Here is a 22634-nt window from a genome sequence, read left to right as displayed (position 1 = left end):
CACGTGTAAAGCCGAACCCACGCTCGGCTGCTCTCCGTTCAGACCGCGATGCGCCCTGCGCCGCGCGCAGCGAGCCGAGCATGGACTCGGCGCTACAGCGACTCAGCGCGCCTTGCCTTTGATCGGCACGCTTCCTGGCAGCTGCGCATAGCCGCTGTCGCCCCAGTGCCGGGTGATGCGCTGGAAGAACAACGAGTTGGGCACGCGCAGCAGGCAACCGCGCGCGCCTTCGCCACGATCACTCAGCGTGGTGTAGATCAGGTTGATGTCCACCACCTGACCACACAGGCCCGGTTTGTCCACGCTTTCCAGCACTTCGATGGTGTCATTGATGCGGAATGGGCGCGTGGCGACGATCAGGAACGAACAGAACAGGTTGGACAACACGCTCCACGCGGCAAAGAACGCCACCGCGCCGACGGCCATGAACCCGGTCAGCGCGGTCCACAGCACCGAGCGCGAAACGCCCAACCGCTCCAGTATCAGCAGCGCGGCCGCCAGATACAGCAGCAAGGCACCGCCGCGACGCAGGCCGACATGAAGCTCTGGAGCCAGCCTGCCGCGCTGCCGGGCCTGCACCAGCAGCCACGCCAGCGCACGCACCTTCACCCACGCGACGCCGAGGATGGCCAGCACCTCGGCCACCGGCACAACCACGGTCAGCCAGTCCTCGATCCAGGCAGGCAATCCGGTCATGGAGGCTACAGCGTCGCCGCGCCGCCAGAAATGGTCAGCAGTGCACCAGAGGTATAACTGGCGCTGTCCGAAGCCAGCATCACATAGGCCGATGCCAGTTCGGCTGGCTGGCCGGGGCGGCCGAACGGCGTCTGCGAGCCGAACTGCTCGACCTCCTCGGCGGCCATGCCTGCCGGAATGAACGGCGTCCAGATCGGGCCGGGCAGCACCGCATTGACGCGGATCTGATGCTCGGCCAGCAGGCCCGCCAGCCCCAGCGTCAGGTTGGCCACCGCGCCCTTGGTCGCGGAGTACGGAAGGATGTTCGGGGTCGGCCGCTTGGAATTGACCGATGCGGTGTTGATGATCGCGCCGCCACCGCGCAGGTGCGGGACGCACAACCGGATCAGATTGAACACGGCATGGACATTGGTATCGAACGTCCGCTTCCAGTCATCCAGGGTGATGTCGTCGAAGTGCTCGTAGTAGCGCTGGTAGGCCGCGTTGTTGACCAGGATGTCGAGGCCGTCCAGTTCGCTGGCCACGCGGTCCACGAGCGAGCGCGCCTGTGCCGGGTCGCTGATGTCACACGGCACCAGCACGGCCTTGCGCCCGGCCTGTTCGATCTGCTGCTGCACATGGCGGGCATCGTCCTGCTCACCATCGAGGAACGCGATGGCAACGTCGGCGCCTTCGCGCGCAAAGGCGATGGCCACGGCTGCGCCGATGCCGCTGTCACCGCCGGTGATCAGTGCCTTCTTGCCCTGCAGCAAGCCATGGCCGCGATAGCTGTTCTCGCCGTGGTCCGGCCGCGGCTGCATCTGCGCGGTCTTGCCGGGGAAGGATTGCTGTTGGGCGGGGAAGGGCGGGCGTGGGTAGTCGGACAGGGCCATCGTCACTCTCCGTAAGGAAACCGGCGCCAGTCTCCCCCTATACGGGTAAACGGCCGGAGGGCGCGGTGTCGTTGCAGCGTGGACGCCTGCGCGGAGGACTTCACAACGGATGGGCGATCGTGGTCATGATGCTGTTGGCCGGTTGCCGTGAATCCAGCCGCGTGTGCTGCACGATGATCGGCTGGTCGGATTCAACGAGGGTGGCAAAGCCGGTGCCGCGCGGCACCGGCGCCGGATCCTGCAGGTCGTTGAAGCGCAGGTGACAGGTGCGTCGCGCCGGCACGGTGACCCGGTAGGGGCCCACCGGATCACGGTCTTCGAAGTAGAGGGTCAGCGTGACATGCGCGGGCTCGTCGCCGGCATTGAGTACGCAGCAGGTTTCGTGACTCTGCATCTCCGGTGACGGGCCGTTGCTCCAGGCTGGAATGTAGCCCTCGGCGATAGCCCAGCGTCGATGCCCGATGCAGGAAGCGTTCGTTTCCATGACGCTGTTTTAGCTGGAGGGGTGTTGCCATCGTGTCCAGTCCCCGCACGGAATCCGTGATGACCATCGGCTACCACGCATCGCATGAGCAGTTCCCGCCCGCCACCTTGATGGGCCTGGCGCTGCGCGCCGAACAGGCGGGATTCGAGGCCGTGATGTGCTCGGACCATTTCCATCCATGGACGACTGCGCAAGGGCAGTCCGGCCACAGCTGGGTGTGGGCCGGTGCGCTGGCGGTGCAGAGCGCGTTGACCCTGGGCATGGTGACCTGCCCGATGCTGCGCCAGCACCCGGCATTGGTGGCACAGGCAGCGGCGACGCTGGAGCAGCTGGCGCCGGGCCGGATCTGGCTGGCGCTGGGTACCGGCGAGGCCCTGAACGAGCGCATCACCGGCCAGGCGTGGCCAGCCAAGCGCGAGCGGCAGAAGGCACTGCGCGATGCGGCCGAGGTGATGCGGCGGCTGTGGGGTGGCGAGCACGTCGACCACGACGGTGGCTTCCAGGTGCGCCAGGCACGGCTCTACAGTCGCCCGGCGCTTCCCCTGCCGCTGCTGGGTGCAGCGGTCACGGAGGAGACTGCACGTTGGATGGGGGGCTGGGCCGATGGTCTGATCACCATCAGCCAACCGCTGGCGCAGTTACAGCGTGTGGTGGCAGCGTTCGAGGCAGGCGGTGGCAGGGGCAAGCCGATGTACCTGCAGGCCAAGCTCTCCTACGCGCGCGCCGAACAGGCGGCGCTGGAAGGTGCGATGGAGCAGTGGAGTGCCAACGTGCTGTCGCCGGAACTGGCCGAAGGCCTGGACCAGCCCGAACAGTTCGAAGCACAGGCCCGATCGGTCAGCGCCGAGATGGTGCGCCAGCACGTGCATGTCTCGGCAGACCTGGGCCAGCATCGGGCCTGGCTGCAGGAGCTGCAGGGAATGGGGTTCGATCGCATCTACCTGCACAACGTGAACCGCGAGCAGGAACGCTTCATCGATGACTTCGCCGAACACGTGCTGCCCGCGCTGCGCACTCAGGCACCTTCGGCAGCCAGCCACGTATAGCCGTGGCCCTCCAGGTAACAGCGGCGACCCTGCAGCTTGGCGCCGTGGCCCACCAGCGTGTTCAGCGGACCGCGCAGGGGTACGTCCACCTCGACCGGCTCGTCGCCGAAGTTGATCAGTGCCAGTGCCTGATGGGGTGCCTCACCGTAGCGGAGCATCAGCAGCGCAGGTGAGGGCGGGTCGAGCGTGTGAGGACCCTGCTGCAGCGCGGGATGTGCATTGCGCTGCTGCAGCAGCTCGCGCACCCGCAGCAGCAGTGAACCTGGCGTCGCGCGTTGCGCCTCGACGTTCACCGTGCGGTAACCGTAGGGGCCGTCTGCCGGTGGCGCGCGCCAGGCATGCCGCGGTTCGTCGGTGAACCCAGCCCCTGGGCCGTTATGCCAGTGCATCGGCATGCGCACGGCATTGCGCTCGGGCAGTTCCAGGCAATCACCGAGGCCGATCTCTTCGCCATAGCGGATCACCGGCACCTGGCCCAGCGACAGCAGCGCCGCCCAGGCCATGGCCTGCCATGCGATGTCGCCCTCCAGCATCGGTGCCAGCCGGCGGCGGATGCCACGGCCATAGATGCGCATGCCACGCTCAGGGGCGAAGCGTTCCATCACCGCTTCGCGCTCATCCGGCTCCAACTGCTCAAGGTCCAGTTCATCATTGTTGCGCAGCCAGGCAATGCGTGTGTCCGGCGGCGCGTGCGGGCCGTACTCGGCCATGACCCGCGCCACTTCGCTGGCATCGCCACGTGCCAGTGCGAGGAAGAAATGATTGTTGAGGTGGAAATCCAGCAGGTGCGAAAGCCGCCGCCCGTGGCACAGGAAGTCACCGTAGTGGGACGCGCGGACATCCGCTTCGCCGATCAGTGGCAGCCCTGGTTGCTGCGCGTCTGCCGTGGCGCGCATCGCCTCCAGCAGCCACAGCCCACCGTCGCGCGGGTCGGCGTGGCGGGCGCGCTTGACCATGTACGGAACGGCGTCCACGCGGAAGCCGGCCACGCCGCGCTGCAGCCAGAACGTCATTACCCGCAGCAGTTCCTCGCGTACCGGCGCATGGGCCAGGTCGAGGTCTGGCTCGTGCCGGTAGAACATGTGCCGGTTGAACGCGCCGGCCTCGGCATCCCATGTCCAGACAGCGGTCTCGATCGGCGGGAACATCGGCTGCAGGCCGTCGTCAGGCATGTGGTCGCTCCACAGGTACCAGCGGCGCCAGGCCGGGTCGCCCTGCTGTGCGGCGACGAACCACGGGTGCGCGCTGGCGGTGTGCTGCATCACCAGTTCGACGATGATGCCGATGCCGCGCAGGTCGGCCGCATCGACCAGGCGCTGGAAGGCGGTCTCGTCGCCCAGGCGTGGATCGATGCGGTAGTGATCGGTGACATCGTAGCCGCCATCACGGCCGGCGTTGCAGTAGAACGGCAGCAGCCACACATGGCTGATGCCGAGCCACTGCAGGTAGTCCAGCTTTTCGGTGATGCCATCCAGGGTGCCCCAGCCGCGGCCTTGGCTGTCGCGGAACAGATACGGGTCGACCTGGTAGATCGCGCGCAGCGGACGCACCGCCATGGGGCTTCTCCGGCACTGTTCACGGGTGACCAGCCTGCTGTGCGCCGTGGCAGCGGTTCGTGAACCGAATGGCACCGCATCATGACGTGGCATCCACGGCCCGTGCATGCCCGGGCGCGCAGAGTGAATGCTCGTCCCGCTGCGCCGAGGAACCTTTATCCATGCCCCGCCGCAAAACGCTTCGTATTGCGACGTTCAACGTCAACGGCATCGGCACGCGCCTGCCGCAGCTGCTGGACTGGCTGCACAGGGAATCGCCGGACGTGGTTGCCCTGCAGGAACTGAAGGCGACCGACGCCGCGTTTCCCGCTGCGGCATTGGAACAGGCCGGCTACGGTGCACTCTGGCAGGGTGAGGCGCGCTGGAACGGCGTGGCGCTGCTGGCCCGGGGCACCATGCCGGTCGAGAGCCGCCGCCGATTGCCGGGCGAACCCAAGGATACGCAGAGTCGCTACCTGGAGGCGGCGGTGCACGGCGTCATCGTGGGTGCCCTCTACCTGCCCAACGGCAACCCGCAGCCCGGACCCAAGTTCGACTACAAGCTGCGCTGGATGGAACGCCTGATCCGGCATGCACGCAGCCTGGTCGAGCTGCCGCACCCGGCGCTGCTGCTGGGTGATTTCAACGTGATTCCCACAGACGCCGATGTCTATGATCCCAAGGCCTGGCGGCGCGATGCGCTGTTCCAGCCCGAGGTTCGCGATGCCTTCGAGCGGCTGCTCGCGCAGGGCTGGACCGATGCGCTGCGGAAGGTGCACGGCGACGCCACGATCTATACCTTCTGGGACTATTTCCGCCAGCATGCCGAGCGCGACCGTGGGCTGCGCATCGATCATCTGCTGTTGAATCCCGTACTGGCGGAACGACTGAAGGATGCGGGCGTCGACCGTTGGGTGCGGCTGCAGGAAAAGGCCAGCGACCACGCACCGGCTTGGGTGACGGTGCGTGCGTGATCAACGCGCGGCAGGGTCTTCGCGTCGCTCCCGACGCACGCGCGCGCGGGTTCGGTACAGGCGGCTGTCCGCCTTCTGGATGGTGTCGGCCACGGGCTCACCGGCCGTGTTGATGGCCGCGCCCATCGAGAACGCGCTGGGCGAAAGCGCGGCGTGGTCCTGGTACCAGTGCTCGAGTTCGCTTAGGCGGCCATTCGCTGGCGCGACCAGCACTACCATGAACTCGTCGCCACCCAGCCGTACCACGGTCTCGTCCTTGCCCAGCGGCGAGCGCAGGAAGGTGGCGAACTCGACCAGCACGGCATCGCCACGGCGGTGGCCCTGGGTGTCGTTGATGTGCTTGAAATGGTCCAGATCGAACATCACGCAGGCCCAGCGCTCGTCAATCAGTTCATCCAGCCGGTGCAGGTAACGCCGGTTGTAGCACTGCGTGAGCGGATCCTTGAAGGACATGTCGCGCAGCTGCTGCTCCTGCATCCTCAGCGCGGTGACGTCCTGTGCATGCCCCAGCACGTAGGGCGGGCTGGCTTCGTTGTCGAGCACGTTGTGGTACGCCCAGTAGTGGCGCGTACCATCGGCGGCAATCAGCTCGATCACGCCAGCGTCGGTGTGGTTTGCCTGGACCCGGGCGAGGTAGGCCCTGAAACCTTCGCGTTTTTCCGGCGGCATCAAGTCACACAGGCTGCGCCCGATCATCTGGCTTTCCTCGAAGCCCAGCGACTGCACCGCCGCCGGATTCACCGAGGTCAATGTCCCATCCAGCGTGTGGGTGCAGATCAGGCCCAGGCTGTAGTGGAACAGCCGACGGTAGCGGGTTTCGCTCGCTTCCAGCGCGTCCAGCGCGGCTCGTTCGTCCGTGATGTCCTGGATCGCCCCGACCAGGCGCGGATGGCCGTCGACCTGTTGCCGGCTGCCGACCACCCGGGTCCAGATCGCGCGCCCGTCGGCCGTGGTCATCGGCAGCTGTACTTCCCAGGATGTCCCCTCGTCGATGCAGCGCTGTACCGCCGCCTGGATGATATTGCGGCTGTCCTCGCGATAGAACGAGAGTGCGGTCTCCAACGTGGGCGTGAAGTTGCTGCGTACGCCATGCAACTGCTTGGTTTCCCGTGTCCAGCGCACCTCGTTGGTCAGCAGGTCCATCTCCCAGCCGCCTACCCGTGCGGCACGGTTGGTACGCTCCAGGAAGTCCTCACTGCGTTTCAGCTCGCGATGCAGCGCCTTGGCCTGGCCAACCTGCGCCATGAGGGTGCTGCGCTGTTCCAGCACCTGGGTGGTGACCCGAGCCAGATGCACCATCAGTTCGCGCTGGGAGGGTGACAGCACGCCGGGCATCGGGTCGAGCAGGCACAGCGTGCCGATGCGTGCGCCGTGCGTCGATCCCAGGGGAATGCCGGCGTAGTGGCGGATGCGCGGCCCACCGGTGACCAGTGGATTGGTGGAAAAGCGTGGGTCCTGGCGCGCATCGGGAATCTCGAACAGCTCGTCCTGGCGTATGGCATGGGTGCAGAAGGAGATCTCGCGGGCGGTCTCGCTGACGCCCTCCAGGCCGATGTTGGCCTTGAACCATTGGCGGTCTTCGGCCACCACGGTGATCAGGCCCATGGTCAGTCCGGTCCCGGCGCGGGCCGCGGCGACGATGGCATCGAACACCGGCTCCGGTGGCGTATCCAACAGGTGCAGTCGTTCGATTTCGAGCAGTCGTTCGGCTTCGTCCATGGCGCTTTTCAGGGCTGGGTGGCGAGGGCGGTTGCAGCGGCTGTCTGGCGCTACGCTAGTGTGCTCGCCGTTATGTATCGCCACGGCGGGGTGATGCCGATGTGAGGTGGGCGCGCCGGCTCAGTGCTGTTGGAGCGATGCCTGCAAGGCGGTGGCCAGTGCAGCGTCTCCGGATACCAGGTCCTGCCAGCGCAGTGTGATGCCCTTGCGTCGCCCCTTCTCAACCAGCTTGAGGCCCTCAGGGGCCACGGTGAGAGTGTAGGGTTGGCCGTCGATGTGCAGTTCGCGGCGCAGTGGCTTGTCGAGCGGGGTCATCATCGTTTCCTCGCTGGGGCGGAAGCGCGACGTGGCTGGATCGATACGTGACGGTGATCACGGATGTGCCAACGCCAGGGGAAATCAACAGCGCGGGTGATGCCGATGCGGGGCCCAACCACTGGATCCTCCGGCGGCGGCACGCCGTCGCTGGCGATGACAATGCCGTGGTTGCCGGTCACCAGATCAGCGCCGTCGAAGCTGCGGTCCAGCCCGAAGGCCTGCGAGAGCTTGCCGGGCCCGCTGGCCAGATCGTGGTCGCGGCGCGCGGCGGGACGCAGTTCGCGCATGCGCTCCAGGTCCAGCAGCGGCTCGATGGCCCGCAGCAGCACCGCCACGCCTTCACCCACTTCGCCGCAGACAACGTTGCTGCCCCAGTGCATGCCGTAAGTGAAGTAGACATACAGGTGGCCGGCCTCGCCGAACATGCTGGCCGTGCGCGGCGTCTGCCCGCGATAGGAGTGCGCCGCCGGATCGACGCTGCCCGCGTACGCTTCGACTTCAACGATGCGACCCGTTCGGCCATCGTCACGGACCAGAAGTTTGTTGAGCAGCTCGGGCGCAACCTCAACGGGCGGGCGCCGGTAGAAGCTGCGGGGGAGGATCTGAAGAGCGGAGGGCAACCAATCCGGCACGGTAGAGGCAGGCTCGGGCAAACGGTGATGGCACTGTGGCACCAGACAGGTGAAACGGGCGCAGACGCAGTGTCATTCCTGCGCAGGCGGAGCGGCCAGTGCCGCGCGGCGGGAGGCATAGACCTCGGGCGTCTGCGGCTTGATGAACAGTGCCACCAGTTCCGGATACTCGCGCTTCACGGCTGATTCGATGCGGGTGATGCACGCCTCGATCTGCGGTGTCTTCCGGTCATCCTCGAACTCGGCGCTGAGCATGGCCACGACCTGCTCGGGGCCCATCTGCATGGTGGTCACGCCATTTGCGCGGCGCAGGTCCGGATCGGTTTCCGCCACGGCCATGATCCGCTCGGCCACCGCCGGATGGGCCGGCTCACCCACCAGCAGTCCCTTGGTTTCGCGTGCGAGAAGAAAGGCGGTGGCGGCAAGCACGCCGGCGATGCACAGCGACGCCACACCATCAAGCACCGGCATGTCCAGGGCCTGGGCGGCCACGAGCCCGACCAGTGCGAAACCCAGGCCCAGCAGGGCCGCGCTATCTTCCAGCAGCACGGTGAAGGTGGACGGGTCCTTGCTGCGACGGAAGGCTTCGAAGTAGCCCAGTTTGCCCTTGGTACGCCGGAACTCCCGTAGCGCGACCCACCACGAAGCCCCCTCGAACAGGATGGAGATGCCCAGCACGCTGTAGCTCAACGCGTGGTTGGTGGCCGGCTCCGGCCGGCGGATGTGCTGGATGCCCTCGTAGGCCGAAACACCGGCGCCGGCGGCGAACACCAGCAGGGCGACGATGAAGCTCCAGAAGTACAGCTCGCGGCCGTAGCCGAACGGATGCACGGGATCTGGCGCCTTGCCGGCGCGGCGCAGGCCGTACAAGAGCAGGAGTTCATTCAACGTGTCGACCAGCGAATGCACGCCCTCACTGAGCATGGCCGAGCTGCCGGAGATGCCGGCAGCAATGAACTTGGCGATGGCGATGGCCAGGTTGCCCGAGAGGGCGGCGTAGATGACCAGACGGGAACCGGTGGGAGCGGACATTTCGGCGGCGGGGTGAGGCGGATTCCTGATCTTCCTGATCAGCGCGTGCCTACTGTGTGCACGGTGCGATCAGCGCCCCTTGGGATTGAGGTACAAACGCGCCCCATCCGATTCACGGTAGCCCGTCCAGCGCCCACCGCCTGACGCGCGGAAGCGCCCGAACACGGTGTTGCTGGTGTCGGTGAGCAGCAGCTGATTGCCCGACAGTACCCAACGGTTGGCCGAGAAGAAGCCATCCGGGCAGCCGGCGGGCACGTAGGCACTGTAGCCGCCGAACCACTCGATGTTCTTCAGCTCGATGGAGCAGGTGTTGCCGTTCTCCTGGCCCAGCGTCCAGCTGCCGAACAGATCGCTGTCGCGCACATCGCGGCCGCCACGGTGGCGGTCGTGGCCCCAGTCGTCGTTGTCGTCGTGGAAACCGAAGCCCACGTCGATCTCTTTGCTTTCGCTGCGTGACTCGGACTGCGAGCTGCCGCTGGTGATGGTCTGGGTGGTCACCGCGCCACTGCTTTGGGTCTGGGTGCTGCTGGATTGCGTGGTCTGGTCGGTGTGGGTGGTCTGTTCGCCGAAGCCGAACGAGGCGTCCTGGGCAAGGGCGGGCAGGGCCAGGAAGTACAGCGCCGGCAGGCAGCTACGGGCAAGCAGGGCAGCCATCGCAGGATCCTCGGAAGGGTGGATCGCGCGAGTATCGAACCGGTGGGGTGGGAGACGGTGTGAGGGCGCGCCCTGAGGCAAGCCAGCCAAGAACAGGTGCTGTCCGCCGAAGGGTAGTGCCGGCCGCTGGCCGGCTCCCCTTTTGACGCCCAGAGACCGAAGGAATGCCGGCCAGCGGCCGAGCACTTCCAGCAGCCAGGCATCGCCTGGCGCTACGGGTCGGGCTTCACCCTCACCACCCGTTTCCGGTACTCGTACACGTTGTCACCGCGGATGCGCTTTTCCTCGGTGCCGGTGACCCGGCCCACCTGCTGGTCCGAACCGGTCACGGGCTGTGCCTCGATTTCGGTCTCGTGCTCGAAGGAATGCGATTTGTCGGTGTTGCGGTAATAGCGGTACAGCGCCCAGTACAGCGCGGTTGCGCCGGCTGGACCTGCCGCCAACAGCCAGAGGCCACTGTCGTCGCTCATGTCGATGCCACCAGGAAGGCAATTGCGAGGGCTTCAATGACGGTGCCGGTGGCCAGTGCCGCCAGCAGCATCTTCCATTGCTGCACGGGCACGCTGCCCATGGTTTCGCCGGTACGGCCGTTGACTGCGATGTAGTGCAGCATGCCGCCGTTCTTTCCGGGCTGGTGGTAGGAGTACAACCACACCGGCAGGTACATCGACACCCAGCGGGTGCCATGCACCTCCAGCTGTTCCTGCTCCCAGCGCACGCCACGGTTGTAGCGCTTCACCGAACCTTCCACCTGCGCGCGGGCAATCGACAGCAGCTGGTCTTCCAGCCGCGGCCGCAGCTTTTCCACATCCAGGTTGCGCTTCTCCGAAGTGAAGCCGGCCAGATAGGACGCGTTCCACTTCACCGCGTTCTTGGTATCGAACGGCAGGATGGTGTTGATGATGTTGTTGGTGTTGGCGCGGGTGTCCAGATTGCCGCGCTCGGCCGAGGATTCCAGCGGCAGGTCATCAACGGTGAAATCGACCTGGCGCTCCACCTGGTAGACATCGGCGTCGTAGAGGGTGCGCTTGTTCTTCTCGCTGCCCACCGTGTACTCGCGCGTCTTGATCTCGCCCTTGCCGGCCACGGCCGCGCTGACATTGCTGTCGACGATCATGTAGGGCAGGAACACGCCCACCACGTTTTCCGGGGTGAACTGGTCCTTGAAGGCCTTCAGCGCGAACATGCGGCGCTTGTCGACGAACTGGCGGATGCGCGCGACCGCGTCGTCCTTCTTGATATGGAAGGGCAGCACCGCATCAGGCACCGCGCCATTGCTGATCTGTTCGTTGACGCCGAACACGTGGCGGCACCAGTGGCAGCGCGCCGTCATCGTGCTTTCGGTATTGACCGTGACTTCGGCGCCGCAGCCGGTGCACTTGAACGTCATCAACGCCGAGGTGTCGGCATCGATGTCGCGTGCGCCGGACGCGATGACGGTGCCGCGCAGCTGGTCGATGGCCTCGCCCAGCCCGAATTCCTCCTCGACCCGCGCGCCATGCCATTCGTGACGGCAGTACAGGCAGACGAGGATGTCGGTGCCGGCCTTGGGCCGGATGTCGGTGGCACCGCACTTCGGGCAGCGGTTGAGGCCGTCCTTCAGCTCGCTGGCCGAGGTATCGATGGCCACGGGATCGGGCGCTTCCACTTCATCGCGGATCGCCTGCGGCAGCTTCGAAGTGTCCAGCGGGAAGCTGCCGGGCAGGGGAGGGACGTCCTGCGGCGAACCGGGCCCATCCAACGACGCCGCCGGCAGGGGCGGCGGCGTCGCGGGCGCGGATCCGGGCAGCGGCGGTGGGCCGTTTCGGGGATCGGACATGTCGGTTGTGCGTCCTGCTGTTACAGGCCCAGTGCCTTGGCCTTGAGCGCGTCGTAATCGCTCTGGGTGATCAAGCCCAGGTCCAGCATTTCCTTGGCCTTCTTCAGCTTGGCGACCGGATCGTCGGCAGCCGGGGTGGCCGGCTGCTGCATGCCGCCGACACCGAACATGCCCGAGGCCATGCCGACACCGACCAGGCCCGCCGCACCGCCGTTCTCGCCGGCCGACTGGATGCCCTGGGCGACGCTGGCCTGCAGGTTGGAATTGCCGCGCGAACCGGACAGCGCATCGGCGCGCTGCACGGTCTTCAGCAGTTCGCGGGTGTTGGCGTCGTACTCGATCGAGACGATGGCGGTCTTGACGATGGCCAGGCCGCGGTCGGACTTCCACTGGTAACCTTGCTCGACGGCGGCCGACAGGCTCTGCGCGAAGCCCAGCGAGTCCTGCTGCAGCTTGGTGATGCGGTTGCCCTTGCCCGGATCGTTGGTATACAGGCTGAAGGCCGGGGCCAGCGAACCGACCACTTCATTGAACAGCTGGCTGGCAGCGGCGTTGTCCAGATCGGTGAAGTCGAACACCTGGCCCGGCCGCAGGTAGCTGGCCGGTACGAAATTCTTCACGAACAGGATCGGGTCGACGATCTTCAGAGTGTACGAACCGCGGGTGATCGCACCGACCTGGGTATTGAGGAAACCGTCGTCCCAGTAGATTTCCGACTGGGTGCCGAAGCGGTTGTCCGGCAGTTCCTTCAGCGAGACGAAGTAGGCCGCCTGCTGCGAACCCGGCTGGCCGCCGAACTTGAAACGCTCCCAGCTCTGCTTGATGAAGGTGCTGACCAGGCCGTCGCCGGCGAAGATCGACTGCGAGTTCAGATCGTCGGAGCGCCACTCGTAGCCACCCGGTTCGGCGACGAACGCGGTGATCGCGCCGTCCTGGAACAGCAGCAGGCCGTAGCCTTCGGGCACGATGATTTTCGAGCCGTTGGTGATGATGTTGGACGAGCCGCTGGTGTTGGAGCCGCGGCCGGCATTGGTGCCCTGCGGCACCGCCGCGAACAGGGCGGCCGTGGACGGCAGGCCCGCCGGCACGGTGTAGAAGTCCTTCCACTGGTCGGCCAGCACACCGCCAACCGCACCCTTCACCGCCTGTACCAGACCCATGTCCAACTCCCTGTGATTCGAGGGCAGGCACCATGCCTGCCGAGCTGGACTGAATATAGCAGTGGCCGGGGGCGGCTGTGGTGCCGGCAGGTGAATGGGCGCCACGGGGCCCCGGTAATAGTCCGGACGTTGATTCCGCCGCCGACTCCGGGCCTAATCGGAGGAGGGGCAATGACGTCCCAGCCGACGCTGTGTCGGGCCTGGCCAAGGAGGGTGCAGAGCATGCCGCGCTACAAATCCGAGGAACGCAGTGCACAGTACTACGCACTCTTCGAGCCGACTGACATTCTGGAAAATGGGCGCTGGAACCTTGACGCTCCGGTTCTGATTGATGCGATGCCCGTCGCATCGGCCGAGTCATTTGCCACGATGGACGAGGCACCGGATAACGTCGACTTTCTTCTACTGAGCGTCGACGCGCGTGAGGTTGAAGACTACGAGCTGAGCGATGAAGAGTATGCGCGTGGCGAAGACGCTTGGTGCCTAATCACTCTTTCCAACCGCAACTTCGCCGGCGCCATCTCTGTGCGGACACTTCCAATTGGTGATGGCTCTGGTGAGGGAAGTAGGCCTGAAAGACTCTACATGTCCGTGCAGAAGGACGAGACAGGACGCGCGGCGACCTCGAGCAATAACCTGCGCTCCTTTCTGAGTGAGGCTGCCGAGACGTCGCAGGTCGAGGCAGCGCTTCGTAGCGTCGATGTGTCGCTGCATGGCGTTGCGGTCTACGACGTCGGGCAGGCCAACTTCAATGCCCTTGTGGATCAATACGAACATCCTCGTCTTTTCTTTGATTTTGGCCGGCCCATATACATAAAAGGCTTCAGCTCTCCAGCATTGGATAACTTCAATCCTCTGGTCTTCAGCAAGTCGTGGAAATCCAACGAGCCAGTGGTCCTGTCTCATTTGGATCAGGATCATTGGCATTTCGCATTCAAGTCTGGTGTGGCTCGCTGGGACAAGAGCAAGGGTGCCTGGATAGTGAATCCTGTATACCGTCGTACGGCTCGGGAAAGGCCATGGGTTGTCCGCTTGCCGCCATCGACGGTGGCCCTGGGTGCAAGTCACCTCCACCTTCTTTTGTCTCTCAAAGGCAGGAGACTGGCTGGAGGGGCGAGCGCGCTTCACATCTGGAACAGTAATTGGCCGGATATCAGTGTTGGCTCTGTGGTGATCCATCGATGCAATCCGGGCCCGAATACGCCCAACACGCCTGCATATCTGAAGAACAACACTTCCCTGGCGCTAAGAGTGGAATCCGATCATGCGCGCGTTCTGCTGACCGGTGACGCTGACTATCCATCCATTCCGTCATCTGCCAAGCAGGATCTCACCGGAATGGTAGCTCCTCACCACGGCGGTGAGGTTACTGCGAACAGCACGCCAGCAGGGGTCGGCCCAGGTCGAATGGTATTTTCAACATTCAATGGTGCGTATCCCGGCAATCCATCCTCCCAATCATCGTCAGAAGCTCAATTGGCTGGCTGGATCGTGACACAGACCAATTGGCGCTCCTATTGCAGCAGATGCCAGAAGCAGCACGGGCATAAGTACATACCTTTGCTCGCAGCTCCACCTCGATGCGGCTGTACCCACGTGGAACATGCGCAGATATGCATGCCCACAGGTCCGTGACACTTCAAGTGCGCCCTTACAACATGTACGGAATCTTGAACGCCAGCGTGAAATCCGGTGCATCCGGGGTCAGCCCGATGCCCAGTAGCGTCACCAGCGTGGTGTGCTGGTTCAACGCATAGGTCACGCCCAGATTCAGGGATGCCGCATTGGCGTCACTGCCGATCACCTTCATCCACTTGCCGCCCTGGAAGCGGGTGGAGGCGCGGGCGCTGATGCGGTCACTGAAGGACAGGCTCAGGCTGGTCCGCTCGTTGAATGCGAAGGCCACGCCTGCGCCGAAGTACACCGAGCCACCCAGCTTCACGTCGCCCGGGTTCACCGTGTCCGGATTGCTGTCGATGTCGTTGAATCCGCGCGGGATGGAGTGCACATAGCCGATGTTGGCGAACAGGATGGCCGGATCGGCGGTCTTCACCATCGACAGGCCGAGGTTGGCCTGCCATACACCGTTGCCGGTGGGTTGCTCGCGCGGCACGGCGAAGCGGATGTAGTCATCGTCATCGCGCTCGATCACCTTCCAGTCCAGGCCGTAGGGTGCGCGCCCGGTGGGGGCGGTGACGCCGGCCGTGAGCACGGTCTCCGGGCGCCAGCCGCGTTCGCCGAACAGCCGGTAGTTCGCGCTCAGGCCAATGTCGCCCAGGCCGTTGCCGTTGGTCTGCTCCTGCGCGATGGCAGCTGCTGCACCGCCGGCGCCGCCTTTCTGGTACACGGTGCGCCGCGCCAGGTAGGGCACATCCAGGTTGAGCGTCAGGTTCGGGCTGACGCCCCAGCGGGCCGCCACGTTGTAGGTCAGCGAGTCGGACTCCACGTTCTCGATGGCGATATTGCCGAGGAAGATGGCGTCCAACGCGAGGAAGCCGTTGAGGGTGAGCTGCTTGCGGTCGTAGCGTGCGTAGGTGAGGCTGTTCTCGATGGTGAAACGACGCGAGAACAGGGCCGATTGCTGCTGTTTCACGTCGTCCACGCTGCGGCGCGACTCCTGCTTGGCCTGTTGTGCTTCTGCGGCGGAACTGGCGTAACCCTCGCTGCTCGGTGGAGCCGCGGCGGCCGCTGCCTGCGCCAATGGCGCGGCCGGTGGGGTCGAGGCTGGGCCAACCCGCCCGCCCAGGCGCGCCTGCATGGCCTGCACCTGCATGTCCAGTTCGCGCAACCGCCGCACTTCCTGTGCGTAGTTGGCCTTCAGCTGTTCCAGCTGGTTGGCCAGGGCCTGCACGTCAACGCCATCGTCCGGCGTCGTCGGTGCGGCGAGGGCGGTGCCCGCCAGCGCCGCCAGCGCCAACGGGGTGATCCTCATCAGGGTGTGCATGATCGTGTCCTGCGTTGTGGAGCGTTTCCCCCAATGCCGTGCCGTGCTACTGGCCCGGCCCCATGCCGCGGTTCAGCGCAATCGCCTGGGCCACGTTCTGGCTCAACGGCAGGTTGCCGCCTACGGTGTCGCGTACCAGTTCCAGCCGCAGCTGGTTGCTGGCGATCTGGCCGTCACCGGCGAGGGCGATGCCCTGGCCGACGCTGCCATTGCGGATCCACTGCTGTACCAGTCCCTGGCCGTCCACCTGCAGCAGCAGGCGTGCCTGGTTGCCTTCCAGCACCGCCGTCGCGCTGGCGCCGCCCTGCTGCGCACTGACACTGCCTGCGCCATCAGAAAGAGCCGCCGGCACGCCACCCTCGCGAACCGTCAGCGTGGTGACGTTGCGCGCGAGATTGCCATCGCCGGCCACCTGCACGCTCTGCACCAGGCCGCTGGCGTTGGCCAGGCCGCTGCTGTCGATGCTGCGTCCGTGGGTATCGGGCAGCGGCGCATCGGCTGCCGTGACATGCACGCTGGGCTGGAAGCTGAGTTTCGGCGCGCCACCGCCACGGAAGTCCATGCCCAGGGTCAGGTTGCCCTGCAGGGTCGTGCCGTTGCTGACCTGCCACTGCGACACCATGGTGACCCCGAACCAGGCGACGTTGTTGCCGCCCACGGTGTAGCGCCCCCGCATCAGGCTCAGCTCCGGATCGGGGATTTCCGTGAGGCCACGCCCGGTCCTGCCGTCGGCGGCCTGCAGGGGCAGGGCAGGGGCCATCAGCAGCAGAACCATCCATACGTGTTGGCGGAACATGGTCATACCTCCTCAGAACAGGTCGGCGTGGCTGAAGCCGAAGTCGACCAGTTCGGCATCGGTGATCGGCCCTTGCCGCGCGAAGAGCGCGCGGGCACTGGGCCGTTCGCTGGGTTGCAGAAGAGCGGTGTTGCGATCGAAGTCGCTGCCGATCACCACGAAGACCGCGCGCGATGGCCAGGCGGCCAGGAACTCTGGCAGCGCCAGGCTGCGGTTGCCGAGGATCGGGTCAGCCACTTCCACGATGCCGTTGCGCACCTGCTTGAGCACCACGAAATGGCGGAAACCGCGCACGTCCATCAGCACCAGTCCCGGCACGCGAAGGGTGCGCAGTCGTGTTTCATCGATGCGGTAGCCCCGGCCACGCATGCCCAGCGATTCCACGTAGCGCTTGATGTCGAGCAGGGAGAAGCCGCGTTCGGCCACCAGCGCTGGATCGGAAACCCCCATCATCCCTTCAATCACCGTCGCCTCGTCGGTCTGCAGGTGGTAGGCGTGGCGAAGGATGGTCGCCAGCGCCGCAGCCCCGCAGCTGTAGTCGGTGTGCTGGCGTACCACGTTGCGGTAGCGCCGCTCCTGCATGCTCTCCACCTTCTGCTGCAGCAGCGCTCCATTGGGCAGTACGCCACTGAAGCGCACGTCGCCCGCCCACGCAGGAACAGTGGCCAGCAGCAACAGGCAGGCCAGCAGGCACATCGAAAGACGGCAACGGATCATCACGGTCTCCGGCAGCAGGGGGGAGCCCCTGCCCCAAGGGGGAGGAGGGACAGGGGCTCCCGGGAACCCGGCCATTGGCGGACGGCCGGGGTGTTGCGCTTACTCGCCGCTGCCACCACCGCCGCCGGTGCTGGGCTGGGCGACTGCCAGGGCCAGGCTGTTGGCCTGCAGGTTGCCGGTGCCTGCAGCCACGTTCACGCCGATGTTGCCGGAGGCGCCGGAGAAGGCGCTGCCGGACAATGCCGAGGTGTTGGTGGCGTTGACGTTCACCCAGCGCGTGGTGCTGACCGTGCCGCTGAGGCTGGCATACAGGTCGGCCACGCCCAGTTCGACGAACTGGCTGGTGCCACTCTCACGCGTATCGAAGCCCAGGCCGCCCACCCCCGGCCGGTTGGGGTTCATCGTGGCGTTCTGGATCTGGTTGTCCAGGTCGATGTGGCCGGTGCTGTTGCCACCAGGGTGTGGCAGCTCGCCACTCCACGTATCCAGGTAGTAGTTGGCCATCTGGTAGGCGTTGCCGGTACCGCGGTAGGTGCCCGCGCCATAGGCCAGGGTCAGGCCGCTGACGCCGCCATGCATGCCGACCTGCACGGTATCGGTGTAGGACTGCACGAAGCCGGCGTTGCTGACCGTGTTGCCAGTGGAGACCTGGTTGGAGCTGATGCTCGACTGGGCCACCGCGGTGGTCGCGACCGAGGCCGCGAGCGCGTTCTTCTGCTCGTTGTTGTTGCCCGAGGCGATGTTCACGCCGATGTTGCCGGACGCGCCGCCGAAAGCGTTGCCGCCAAGACCTGCGGCGTTGGTGACGCCGGAGTTCATGGTGGCGTTGCCGAAGCCGGCCTGGTTGACGAACACCTCGGCGTCAGCCATGCCGAAGCTGAAGGACGCATCGGCAGCGGACAACGACGCGGCATTGTCCTGGGCATTGTTGTCGCCGGAGACCACATTGAAGCCGAGATTGCCCGATGCGCCGGCACCCACGCTGTCACCGATGGACGCACTGTTGGTGACCAGGCTGTTGCTGGTGGCGTTGTTGCTGATCGACTGGCGGTTGTCGATCACGGCAATGGCCGCCGAGTCGAGGTCGATGTCGCCGGTGATGTTCGGATCGCCGGAGAAATTGATGTCGGTGCTCAGCCGCAGGTCCTTCTCCAGGTTCACGTCGACGCCGTGGTTGTTCTTCTCCTTGCGTTCGTCGGCCTGGATGTTGCTGTGCTTCTGCACATTGACGTTGACGGTGCGGTTGCGCACGTCGTTGTCGGTGTGGTTGTGCGTATCGTTGCGGGTTTCGCTGACGGTGTGGTTGTGGTTGATGTTCGCGTTGGCGTTCTGGTTGTCCCAGCCATTGGCCGCAGCGGCGGTCGAGGCAGTGGCAATCGCCATGGCGAGCATGGTCTGTTTGACGGTCGCTTTCATGGTGCCCTCTCTCTCATCAGGTGGTGCATCGGTTGGGTGGTTGTCACGGGCGGTCCTGCACGACCAGGCCCAGTACGTTGGCCGTATCGTTGCCGTTGCCCGCGATCTGATTGAGTTGCAGGACCCCGTCGAATCCCCGCAGCGCGGTGCTGGCTACACCGGCGCTGCGGGTGCCCGTCGCGACGCCGCGACCGGTGTCGTCCCGCCCCCCTGCCAACGCGGAACCCTCGGCGGCCAAGGCCGTATCGTCGGTTTCGCGTATGCCCTGTCGGGCCAGCGTCGCGCTGACGACGTTGAGCGTCGTGTTGGCGATGCCGCTGGCCTGGTTGATGGATGCGATGCCACTGGCACCGGCCAGTGCATCACCGCCAATGTATGCAGTGGCCTGCAGCGGCCCGGACAGCACGCGGTTGCCCTGCTGCAGTTGCCGCGCATTGATCGCCACGTCGGCGCGATCGCCCTTGGCGATACCCCGCAGGTTGGCCTGCACGTTGAGGTCGCCGGCGGCCTGGTTCACGGCGATGGCGCCATTCGCCCCGGCCAGCGCGCGGCCGTCGATCCGGGCCACGTCGAGATAGGCGAGCATGCCGCTGTAGTCATCGGCCCGGGTCGCCGAGGGCGCGGCAGCGAGCAGCAGAAGCACGCCGTGCAGGGGCTTCATTTTCCACCTGCCGGGGCCGTGCCCTGCAGCGGGAACTGGGCCAGTGCGCCGCGCACGGTATCGGCGATACCGCGGGTGCTGCTGCCGACCGCACCGAGCGGCCCACTCATGGCGCCCCCCAGGCTGCTGCCGACCATGCCGTCGCCACTGCGGCCCAGCGTGCCGCCCAAGGCCTGCTGGGTGACCCGTTCAACGGTGGTTCCGCCCGGCGCCGCGATGGACGCGGCCTGGCCGGCGCCCATGCCGGCATAGTCCTCATCGCTCAACTCGTCCATGCCGGTCGTCGTGCCGCCGACCCCCAATGCGGCGGCGATCTCGCGCTGTGGCTTCGGGTCGGCTATCAGCGCCATGCCCGGTGGTGCCATGCGATAGGCCGGCCGCGCGGAGACGTCCCGCAACAGGACGATTTCGCCCGGTTGTGCCTTCACGCCCTGGCGGGCGCCCGATGCGGACGCGTCGGCGCCAACCGACAGCAGGGCTGTTGCCAGTGCTGCGGCCAGGCCGCGAATCAGGGTGGTGCCGTCCATGCCGATCTCCCGCGATGGGTGCGGCGGAACCACGCATCAACCGTGCCAACTTCGAAGTGTCCACCCGCCAACGCCGTGATCGTGCAGCACCTGACCGGGCTGCTGCCATGCTGTTACAGGCACGTCGCGGAATTGTTGGGATTTCGAAGCCCCAGGCACCGCAGGGCAAGGGCGGCGGGCGACTGTCGCATCGGTGTTACAGGTGGCGTCGCCGTCTGCAACGGTGCAGCTTCAGCCTCGAATTTCTTGACGCACTGCTCATTGCGCCGCCGTTTAGGGAAGCGCTAGGATCCGCCCAACAAAGGCCATCCCGGTGGCCGTAGAGGTCCCGGCGGGGGGCGGCACGCCGGTGATTGCCTGACAGTCCGCCGACGGTGTCCGGATGCTGGGGGAAGCATGGCAGCGGTCCCGGAGGCTTCTACGTCGCGTTGCGTGCTCTGGTTTGGCGAGCCGTTGGCGAACGAGCGCAGTGCGCTGGCGGCAGCGGGCTGGTATGTGCGCAGCATCCATCCCGATCCCGCCATGGCGATTGGCCTGCGTGGGCGCGATCGTTTGCTCGCCGTGCTCGATCTGCGCCATCTCGATGCGGTCGCGCTGCAGCTGCTGGCGCCGTGGATCGAGCAGCACCAGCATCTGCCCTGGTTGGCGGTACTGCCACCGGGTGCCGGACCCACATCGCCTGCTTGGCTGCCGTTGCTGCAGCGATGCTGCGCGCGCTTCACGCTGCCGTTCGGCCTGCAGGACCTGGTCTGCGCAATGCGCCAGCAGTTCGACGCGGATGATCCGCCTGTCGACGCAACCTGCGGTGGGCACGGACCGCACGCGCTGATTGGCGAAAGCGCCGCGTTGCATGCGGTGCGCACGGTGCTGCACAAGTTTGCGCCGGTGGAGCTGCCGGTGCTGGTCACAGGTGAAACCGGTACAGGCAAGGAACTGGCCGCACACGCGCTGCATGCGCTGTCGGGGCGTGCCGGCAAGCCTTTCATTGCAGTGAACTGCGGTGCGATTCCGGCCAACCTGGTGCAGTCGGAGCTGTTCGGCCACGAACGTGGCTCGTTCACCGGTGCCGACAAGCGGCAGATCGGCGTGTTCGAATCGGCCCACGGCGGAACGGTGTTTCTTGATGAGGTGGGCGATCTGCCGGCAGAGGCACAGACCAGTCTTCTGCGTGTGTTGCAGGAAGGAACCTTCGAGCGCGTGGGCAGCAGCCAGCCGCTGCGCGCAGACGTGCGTGTGCTTGCCGCGACCCACGTCGAACTGGAACACGCGGTGGCGCAGGGGCGGTTCCGCAGCGATCTCTACTACCGCCTGAATGTGCTGCGCCTGCTGATGCCGCCGCTGCGCGAGCGCGGTGCCGACGTGCAGCTGCTGGCCGAGCACTTCCTGCGCTGCTTCCGGTTGCGCCACGGCGTGCGTGCACGCGGCTTTGCACCGGCCGCAGTACAGGCCATGCGGCGCTTCGACTGGCCCGGCAACGTACGCGAACTGCTGAACCGTGTGCAGCGTGCAGCGATCATGGCCGAAGGCGAGCTGATCAGTGAGCGTGACCTGGAGCTGGGCGCATCGGCGGCGGTCCTGCCGGCGGCGATGCTGCACGATGCACGGGGGCAGGCCGAGCGCGATGTGCTGCTGCAGACCCTGCGCCAGACCGGCTACAACGTCTCCGAGTGTGCGCGGCAGATGCAGATATCGCGGGTGACGGTGTATCGCCTGTGCCGCAAGCACCGGCTGGAGCTGCCTGCGCAGCGCTGATCAGCCGGCCGCGAGGTGCTTGAACAGGCGCAACGGCTTGCCCGCGACGCGCTCGATCACGCCCTTGGCTTCCAGGTCCAGCTGCACGGCCTTCAACCACCAGCCGGCGGTGGCACCTGCCGGGAACAGGGTGGCGGGCAGATGTGGCAGCAGTGCCTGTTTTGCCTGCGCAACGGTCAGGCCGGGCGGTTGCGCAGGCAGGGCCCGCAGCAAGGCATGGCGCATGGCGAGATACTTGGCGCGATCCACGCGCTGGATGTGCCCGGGCGTGGTGATGCTCTCGATCTCGATCCGCTCGGGCTCAGACATGGGTATCTCCCGCGACTTCGATGCGCGGGCTGCGGAAGCCCATGGCGATCCACGCCTTCATCAGGCGGGCGTAGAACCGCAGCGAGTGGGTCTTCAGGTTCGGCACATCGTCTGGAAGGACAGACGGGTCAGGAAGATCACTGACCATCGTCCGCATCTCCACGGCGGGTCTTGCCGACGCCGGCCACAACAGGCCATACAGGCTCAGCCAATGGCCACCGCTGAACTCCAGGAAGAGCGGTGTATTGCAGCATCCCGCCACGACGCGGCGGCTGCCGCCCTTGCTGGACAACCGCAACGCGCGCAGCATGGCATGTCCGGCATCGATGCTGACGCGATCCTTGCGGTGCATTACGAAGAGCGTCTGGCCGTGCGGGCCCAGGACGTCCGGTGCTCGGGGCATCGACTGCAGCATGGCGCCGGCCTTGCGGCAGCTATCGCAGCAGCATTCGAGGGTGGCAATGGGTTGGCCCGTGGCGGTCAGGCGCACCTGGCCGCAGGCGCAGGCAAGGGACTGGTGTGAGGCCATCTGCGTTTTCTCCTGGGGTTTCATCCTCTCGACGAACCGGGG

Annotated in this window: 24 protein-coding genes; 4 read left to right on the top strand and 20 right to left on the bottom strand. The window is 66.0% G+C overall.

The annotated features are described in order from the left end of the window. Positions 1-102 precede the first annotated feature (102 nt). From AC5P7E_RS07205 to AC5P7E_RS07195, 3 genes are all read right to left on the bottom strand, one after another. Positions 103-696, bottom strand: coding sequence for a mechanosensitive ion channel domain-containing protein (locus AC5P7E_RS07205; protein WP_114618356.1), 594 nt, complete (start codon positions 694-696; stop codon positions 103-105). A gap of 5 nt (positions 697-701) precedes the next feature. Then, entirely contained in the window at positions 702-1568 is an 867-nt protein-coding gene (locus tag AC5P7E_RS07200; protein ID WP_114618357.1) for a glucose 1-dehydrogenase, read from the bottom strand. Positions 1569-1668: 100 nt separating this feature from the next. Continuing rightward, positions 1669-2052 carry a sensory rhodopsin transducer gene (locus AC5P7E_RS07195; RefSeq protein ID WP_005409793.1) on the bottom strand — a complete coding sequence of 128 codons (384 nt, stop codon included), beginning with the start codon at positions 2050-2052 and terminating at the stop codon, positions 1669-1671. A 59-nt stretch (positions 2053-2111) separates the two neighbouring features. Here AC5P7E_RS07195 and AC5P7E_RS07190 point away from each other — a divergent pair, with 59 nt between their 5' ends. Continuing rightward, positions 2112-3098, top strand: coding sequence for a TIGR03885 family FMN-dependent LLM class oxidoreductase (locus tag AC5P7E_RS07190; RefSeq protein WP_329761664.1), 987 nt, complete (start codon positions 2112-2114; stop codon positions 3096-3098). Here the strand turns inward: AC5P7E_RS07190 and AC5P7E_RS07185 are convergent. Continuing rightward, positions 3068-4654: an alpha-amylase family protein gene (locus AC5P7E_RS07185; protein ID WP_114618358.1), complete on the bottom strand. Its 1587-nt coding sequence runs from the start codon at positions 4652-4654 to the stop codon at positions 3068-3070. The genes AC5P7E_RS07190 and AC5P7E_RS07185 overlap by 31 nt on opposite strands. Before the next feature lie 161 nt (positions 4655-4815). Here AC5P7E_RS07185 and xth point away from each other — a divergent pair, with 161 nt between their 5' ends. Next, complete coding sequence (gene xth, locus AC5P7E_RS07180; RefSeq protein WP_012480366.1) at positions 4816-5607, top strand: exodeoxyribonuclease III; 792 nt, start codon at positions 4816-4818, stop codon at positions 5605-5607. Here xth and AC5P7E_RS07175 read toward each other — a convergent pair whose 3' ends face one another. The 8 genes from AC5P7E_RS07175 to AC5P7E_RS07140 form a co-directional block, all read right to left on the bottom strand. Next, positions 5608-7326 carry a sensor domain-containing diguanylate cyclase gene (locus tag AC5P7E_RS07175; protein ID WP_114618359.1) on the bottom strand — a complete coding sequence of 573 codons (1719 nt, stop codon included), beginning with the start codon at positions 7324-7326 and terminating at the stop codon, positions 5608-5610. A 120-nt stretch (positions 7327-7446) separates the two neighbouring features. Further along, entirely contained in the window at positions 7447-7641 is a 195-nt protein-coding gene (locus tag AC5P7E_RS07170; RefSeq protein ID WP_005413550.1) for a hypothetical protein, read from the bottom strand. Then, positions 7641-8276 carry a DNA-3-methyladenine glycosylase gene (locus AC5P7E_RS07165; RefSeq protein ID WP_114618360.1) on the bottom strand — a complete coding sequence of 212 codons (636 nt, stop codon included), beginning with the start codon at positions 8274-8276 and terminating at the stop codon, positions 7641-7643. The genes AC5P7E_RS07170 and AC5P7E_RS07165 overlap by 1 nt, the downstream gene beginning before the upstream one ends. Positions 8277-8348: 72 nt before the next feature. Next, complete coding sequence (locus AC5P7E_RS07160) at positions 8349-9308, bottom strand: cation diffusion facilitator family transporter (protein ID WP_111197001.1); 960 nt, start codon at positions 9306-9308, stop codon at positions 8349-8351. Between the two features lie 69 nt (positions 9309-9377). Continuing rightward, positions 9378-9962, bottom strand: a complete 585-nt coding sequence (locus tag AC5P7E_RS07155; RefSeq protein ID WP_005409785.1) for an AprI/Inh family metalloprotease inhibitor — start codon at positions 9960-9962, stop codon at positions 9378-9380. A 212-nt stretch (positions 9963-10174) separates the two neighbouring features. Next, positions 10175-10432, bottom strand: a complete 258-nt coding sequence (locus AC5P7E_RS07150) for a hypothetical protein (RefSeq protein ID WP_005409784.1) — start codon at positions 10430-10432, stop codon at positions 10175-10177. Then, positions 10429-11781 carry a membrane protein gene (locus AC5P7E_RS07145; protein WP_005409783.1) on the bottom strand — a complete coding sequence of 451 codons (1353 nt, stop codon included), beginning with the start codon at positions 11779-11781 and terminating at the stop codon, positions 10429-10431. The genes AC5P7E_RS07150 and AC5P7E_RS07145 overlap by 4 nt, the downstream gene beginning before the upstream one ends. 20 nt (positions 11782-11801) lie before the next feature. After that, complete coding sequence (locus AC5P7E_RS07140; RefSeq protein ID WP_099527455.1) at positions 11802-12941, bottom strand: SPFH domain-containing protein; 1140 nt, start codon at positions 12939-12941, stop codon at positions 11802-11804. A gap of 222 nt (positions 12942-13163) precedes the next feature. Here AC5P7E_RS07140 and AC5P7E_RS07135 point away from each other — a divergent pair, with 222 nt between their 5' ends. Continuing rightward, positions 13164-14576 (top strand): ComEC/Rec2 family competence protein, encoded by a 1413-nt coding sequence (locus tag AC5P7E_RS07135; protein ID WP_146256387.1) that lies wholly within the window; start codon positions 13164-13166, stop codon positions 14574-14576. 16 nt (positions 14577-14592) lie between these two features. Here the strand turns inward: AC5P7E_RS07135 and AC5P7E_RS07130 are convergent, their stop codons facing one another. The 6 genes from AC5P7E_RS07130 to AC5P7E_RS07105 form a co-directional block, all read right to left on the bottom strand. Beyond that, positions 14593-15885, bottom strand: coding sequence for a transporter (locus tag AC5P7E_RS07130; RefSeq protein WP_114618362.1), 1293 nt, complete (start codon positions 15883-15885; stop codon positions 14593-14595). 46 nt (positions 15886-15931) lie between these two features. Further along, positions 15932-16681, bottom strand: a complete 750-nt coding sequence (locus AC5P7E_RS07125) for a hypothetical protein (protein ID WP_111197023.1) — start codon at positions 16679-16681, stop codon at positions 15932-15934. A gap of 12 nt (positions 16682-16693) precedes the next feature. After that, a complete protein-coding gene (locus AC5P7E_RS07120) occupies positions 16694-17398 on the bottom strand; it encodes a C39 family peptidase (protein ID WP_012480358.1) in 705 nt (234 codons plus the stop codon). Between the two features lie 99 nt (positions 17399-17497). Further along, positions 17498-18814 (bottom strand): FapB/FapC family functional amyloid domain-containing protein, encoded by a 1317-nt coding sequence (locus AC5P7E_RS07115; RefSeq protein ID WP_005409778.1) that lies wholly within the window; start codon positions 18812-18814, stop codon positions 17498-17500. Positions 18815-18857: 43 nt separating this feature from the next. Then, positions 18858-19475, bottom strand: a complete 618-nt coding sequence (locus tag AC5P7E_RS07110) for a FapB/FapC family functional amyloid domain-containing protein (RefSeq protein ID WP_012480357.1) — start codon at positions 19473-19475, stop codon at positions 18858-18860. Further along, entirely contained in the window at positions 19472-20002 is a 531-nt protein-coding gene (locus AC5P7E_RS07105; RefSeq protein WP_043033390.1) for a FapA family amyloid fibril periplasmic chaperone, read from the bottom strand. Before AC5P7E_RS07105 ends, AC5P7E_RS07110 begins: the two co-directional genes overlap by 4 nt. A gap of 396 nt (positions 20003-20398) precedes the next feature. Between AC5P7E_RS07105 and AC5P7E_RS07100 the strand changes: the two genes are divergently transcribed. Beyond that, positions 20399-21754 (top strand): sigma-54 dependent transcriptional regulator, encoded by a 1356-nt coding sequence (locus AC5P7E_RS07100; RefSeq protein WP_060380358.1) that lies wholly within the window; start codon positions 20399-20401, stop codon positions 21752-21754. Here AC5P7E_RS07100 and AC5P7E_RS07095 read toward each other — a convergent pair whose 3' ends face one another. Together AC5P7E_RS07095 and AC5P7E_RS07090 are read right to left on the bottom strand one after the other, a co-directional pair. After that, positions 21755-22063: a DUF6958 family protein gene (locus tag AC5P7E_RS07095; protein ID WP_005413537.1), complete on the bottom strand. Its 309-nt coding sequence runs from the start codon at positions 22061-22063 to the stop codon at positions 21755-21757. After that, positions 22056-22592, bottom strand: coding sequence for a GFA family protein (locus AC5P7E_RS07090; protein ID WP_049395973.1), 537 nt, complete (start codon positions 22590-22592; stop codon positions 22056-22058). The genes AC5P7E_RS07095 and AC5P7E_RS07090 overlap by 8 nt, the downstream gene beginning before the upstream one ends. Positions 22593-22634 lie beyond the last annotated feature (42 nt).

It is taken from the genome of Stenotrophomonas sp. YJH_SMC_25 (genome assembly GCF_059369595.1).
The sequence above is the reverse complement of the archived record's forward strand: the minus strand, read 5'-3'. Positions and strand labels throughout refer to the sequence as shown.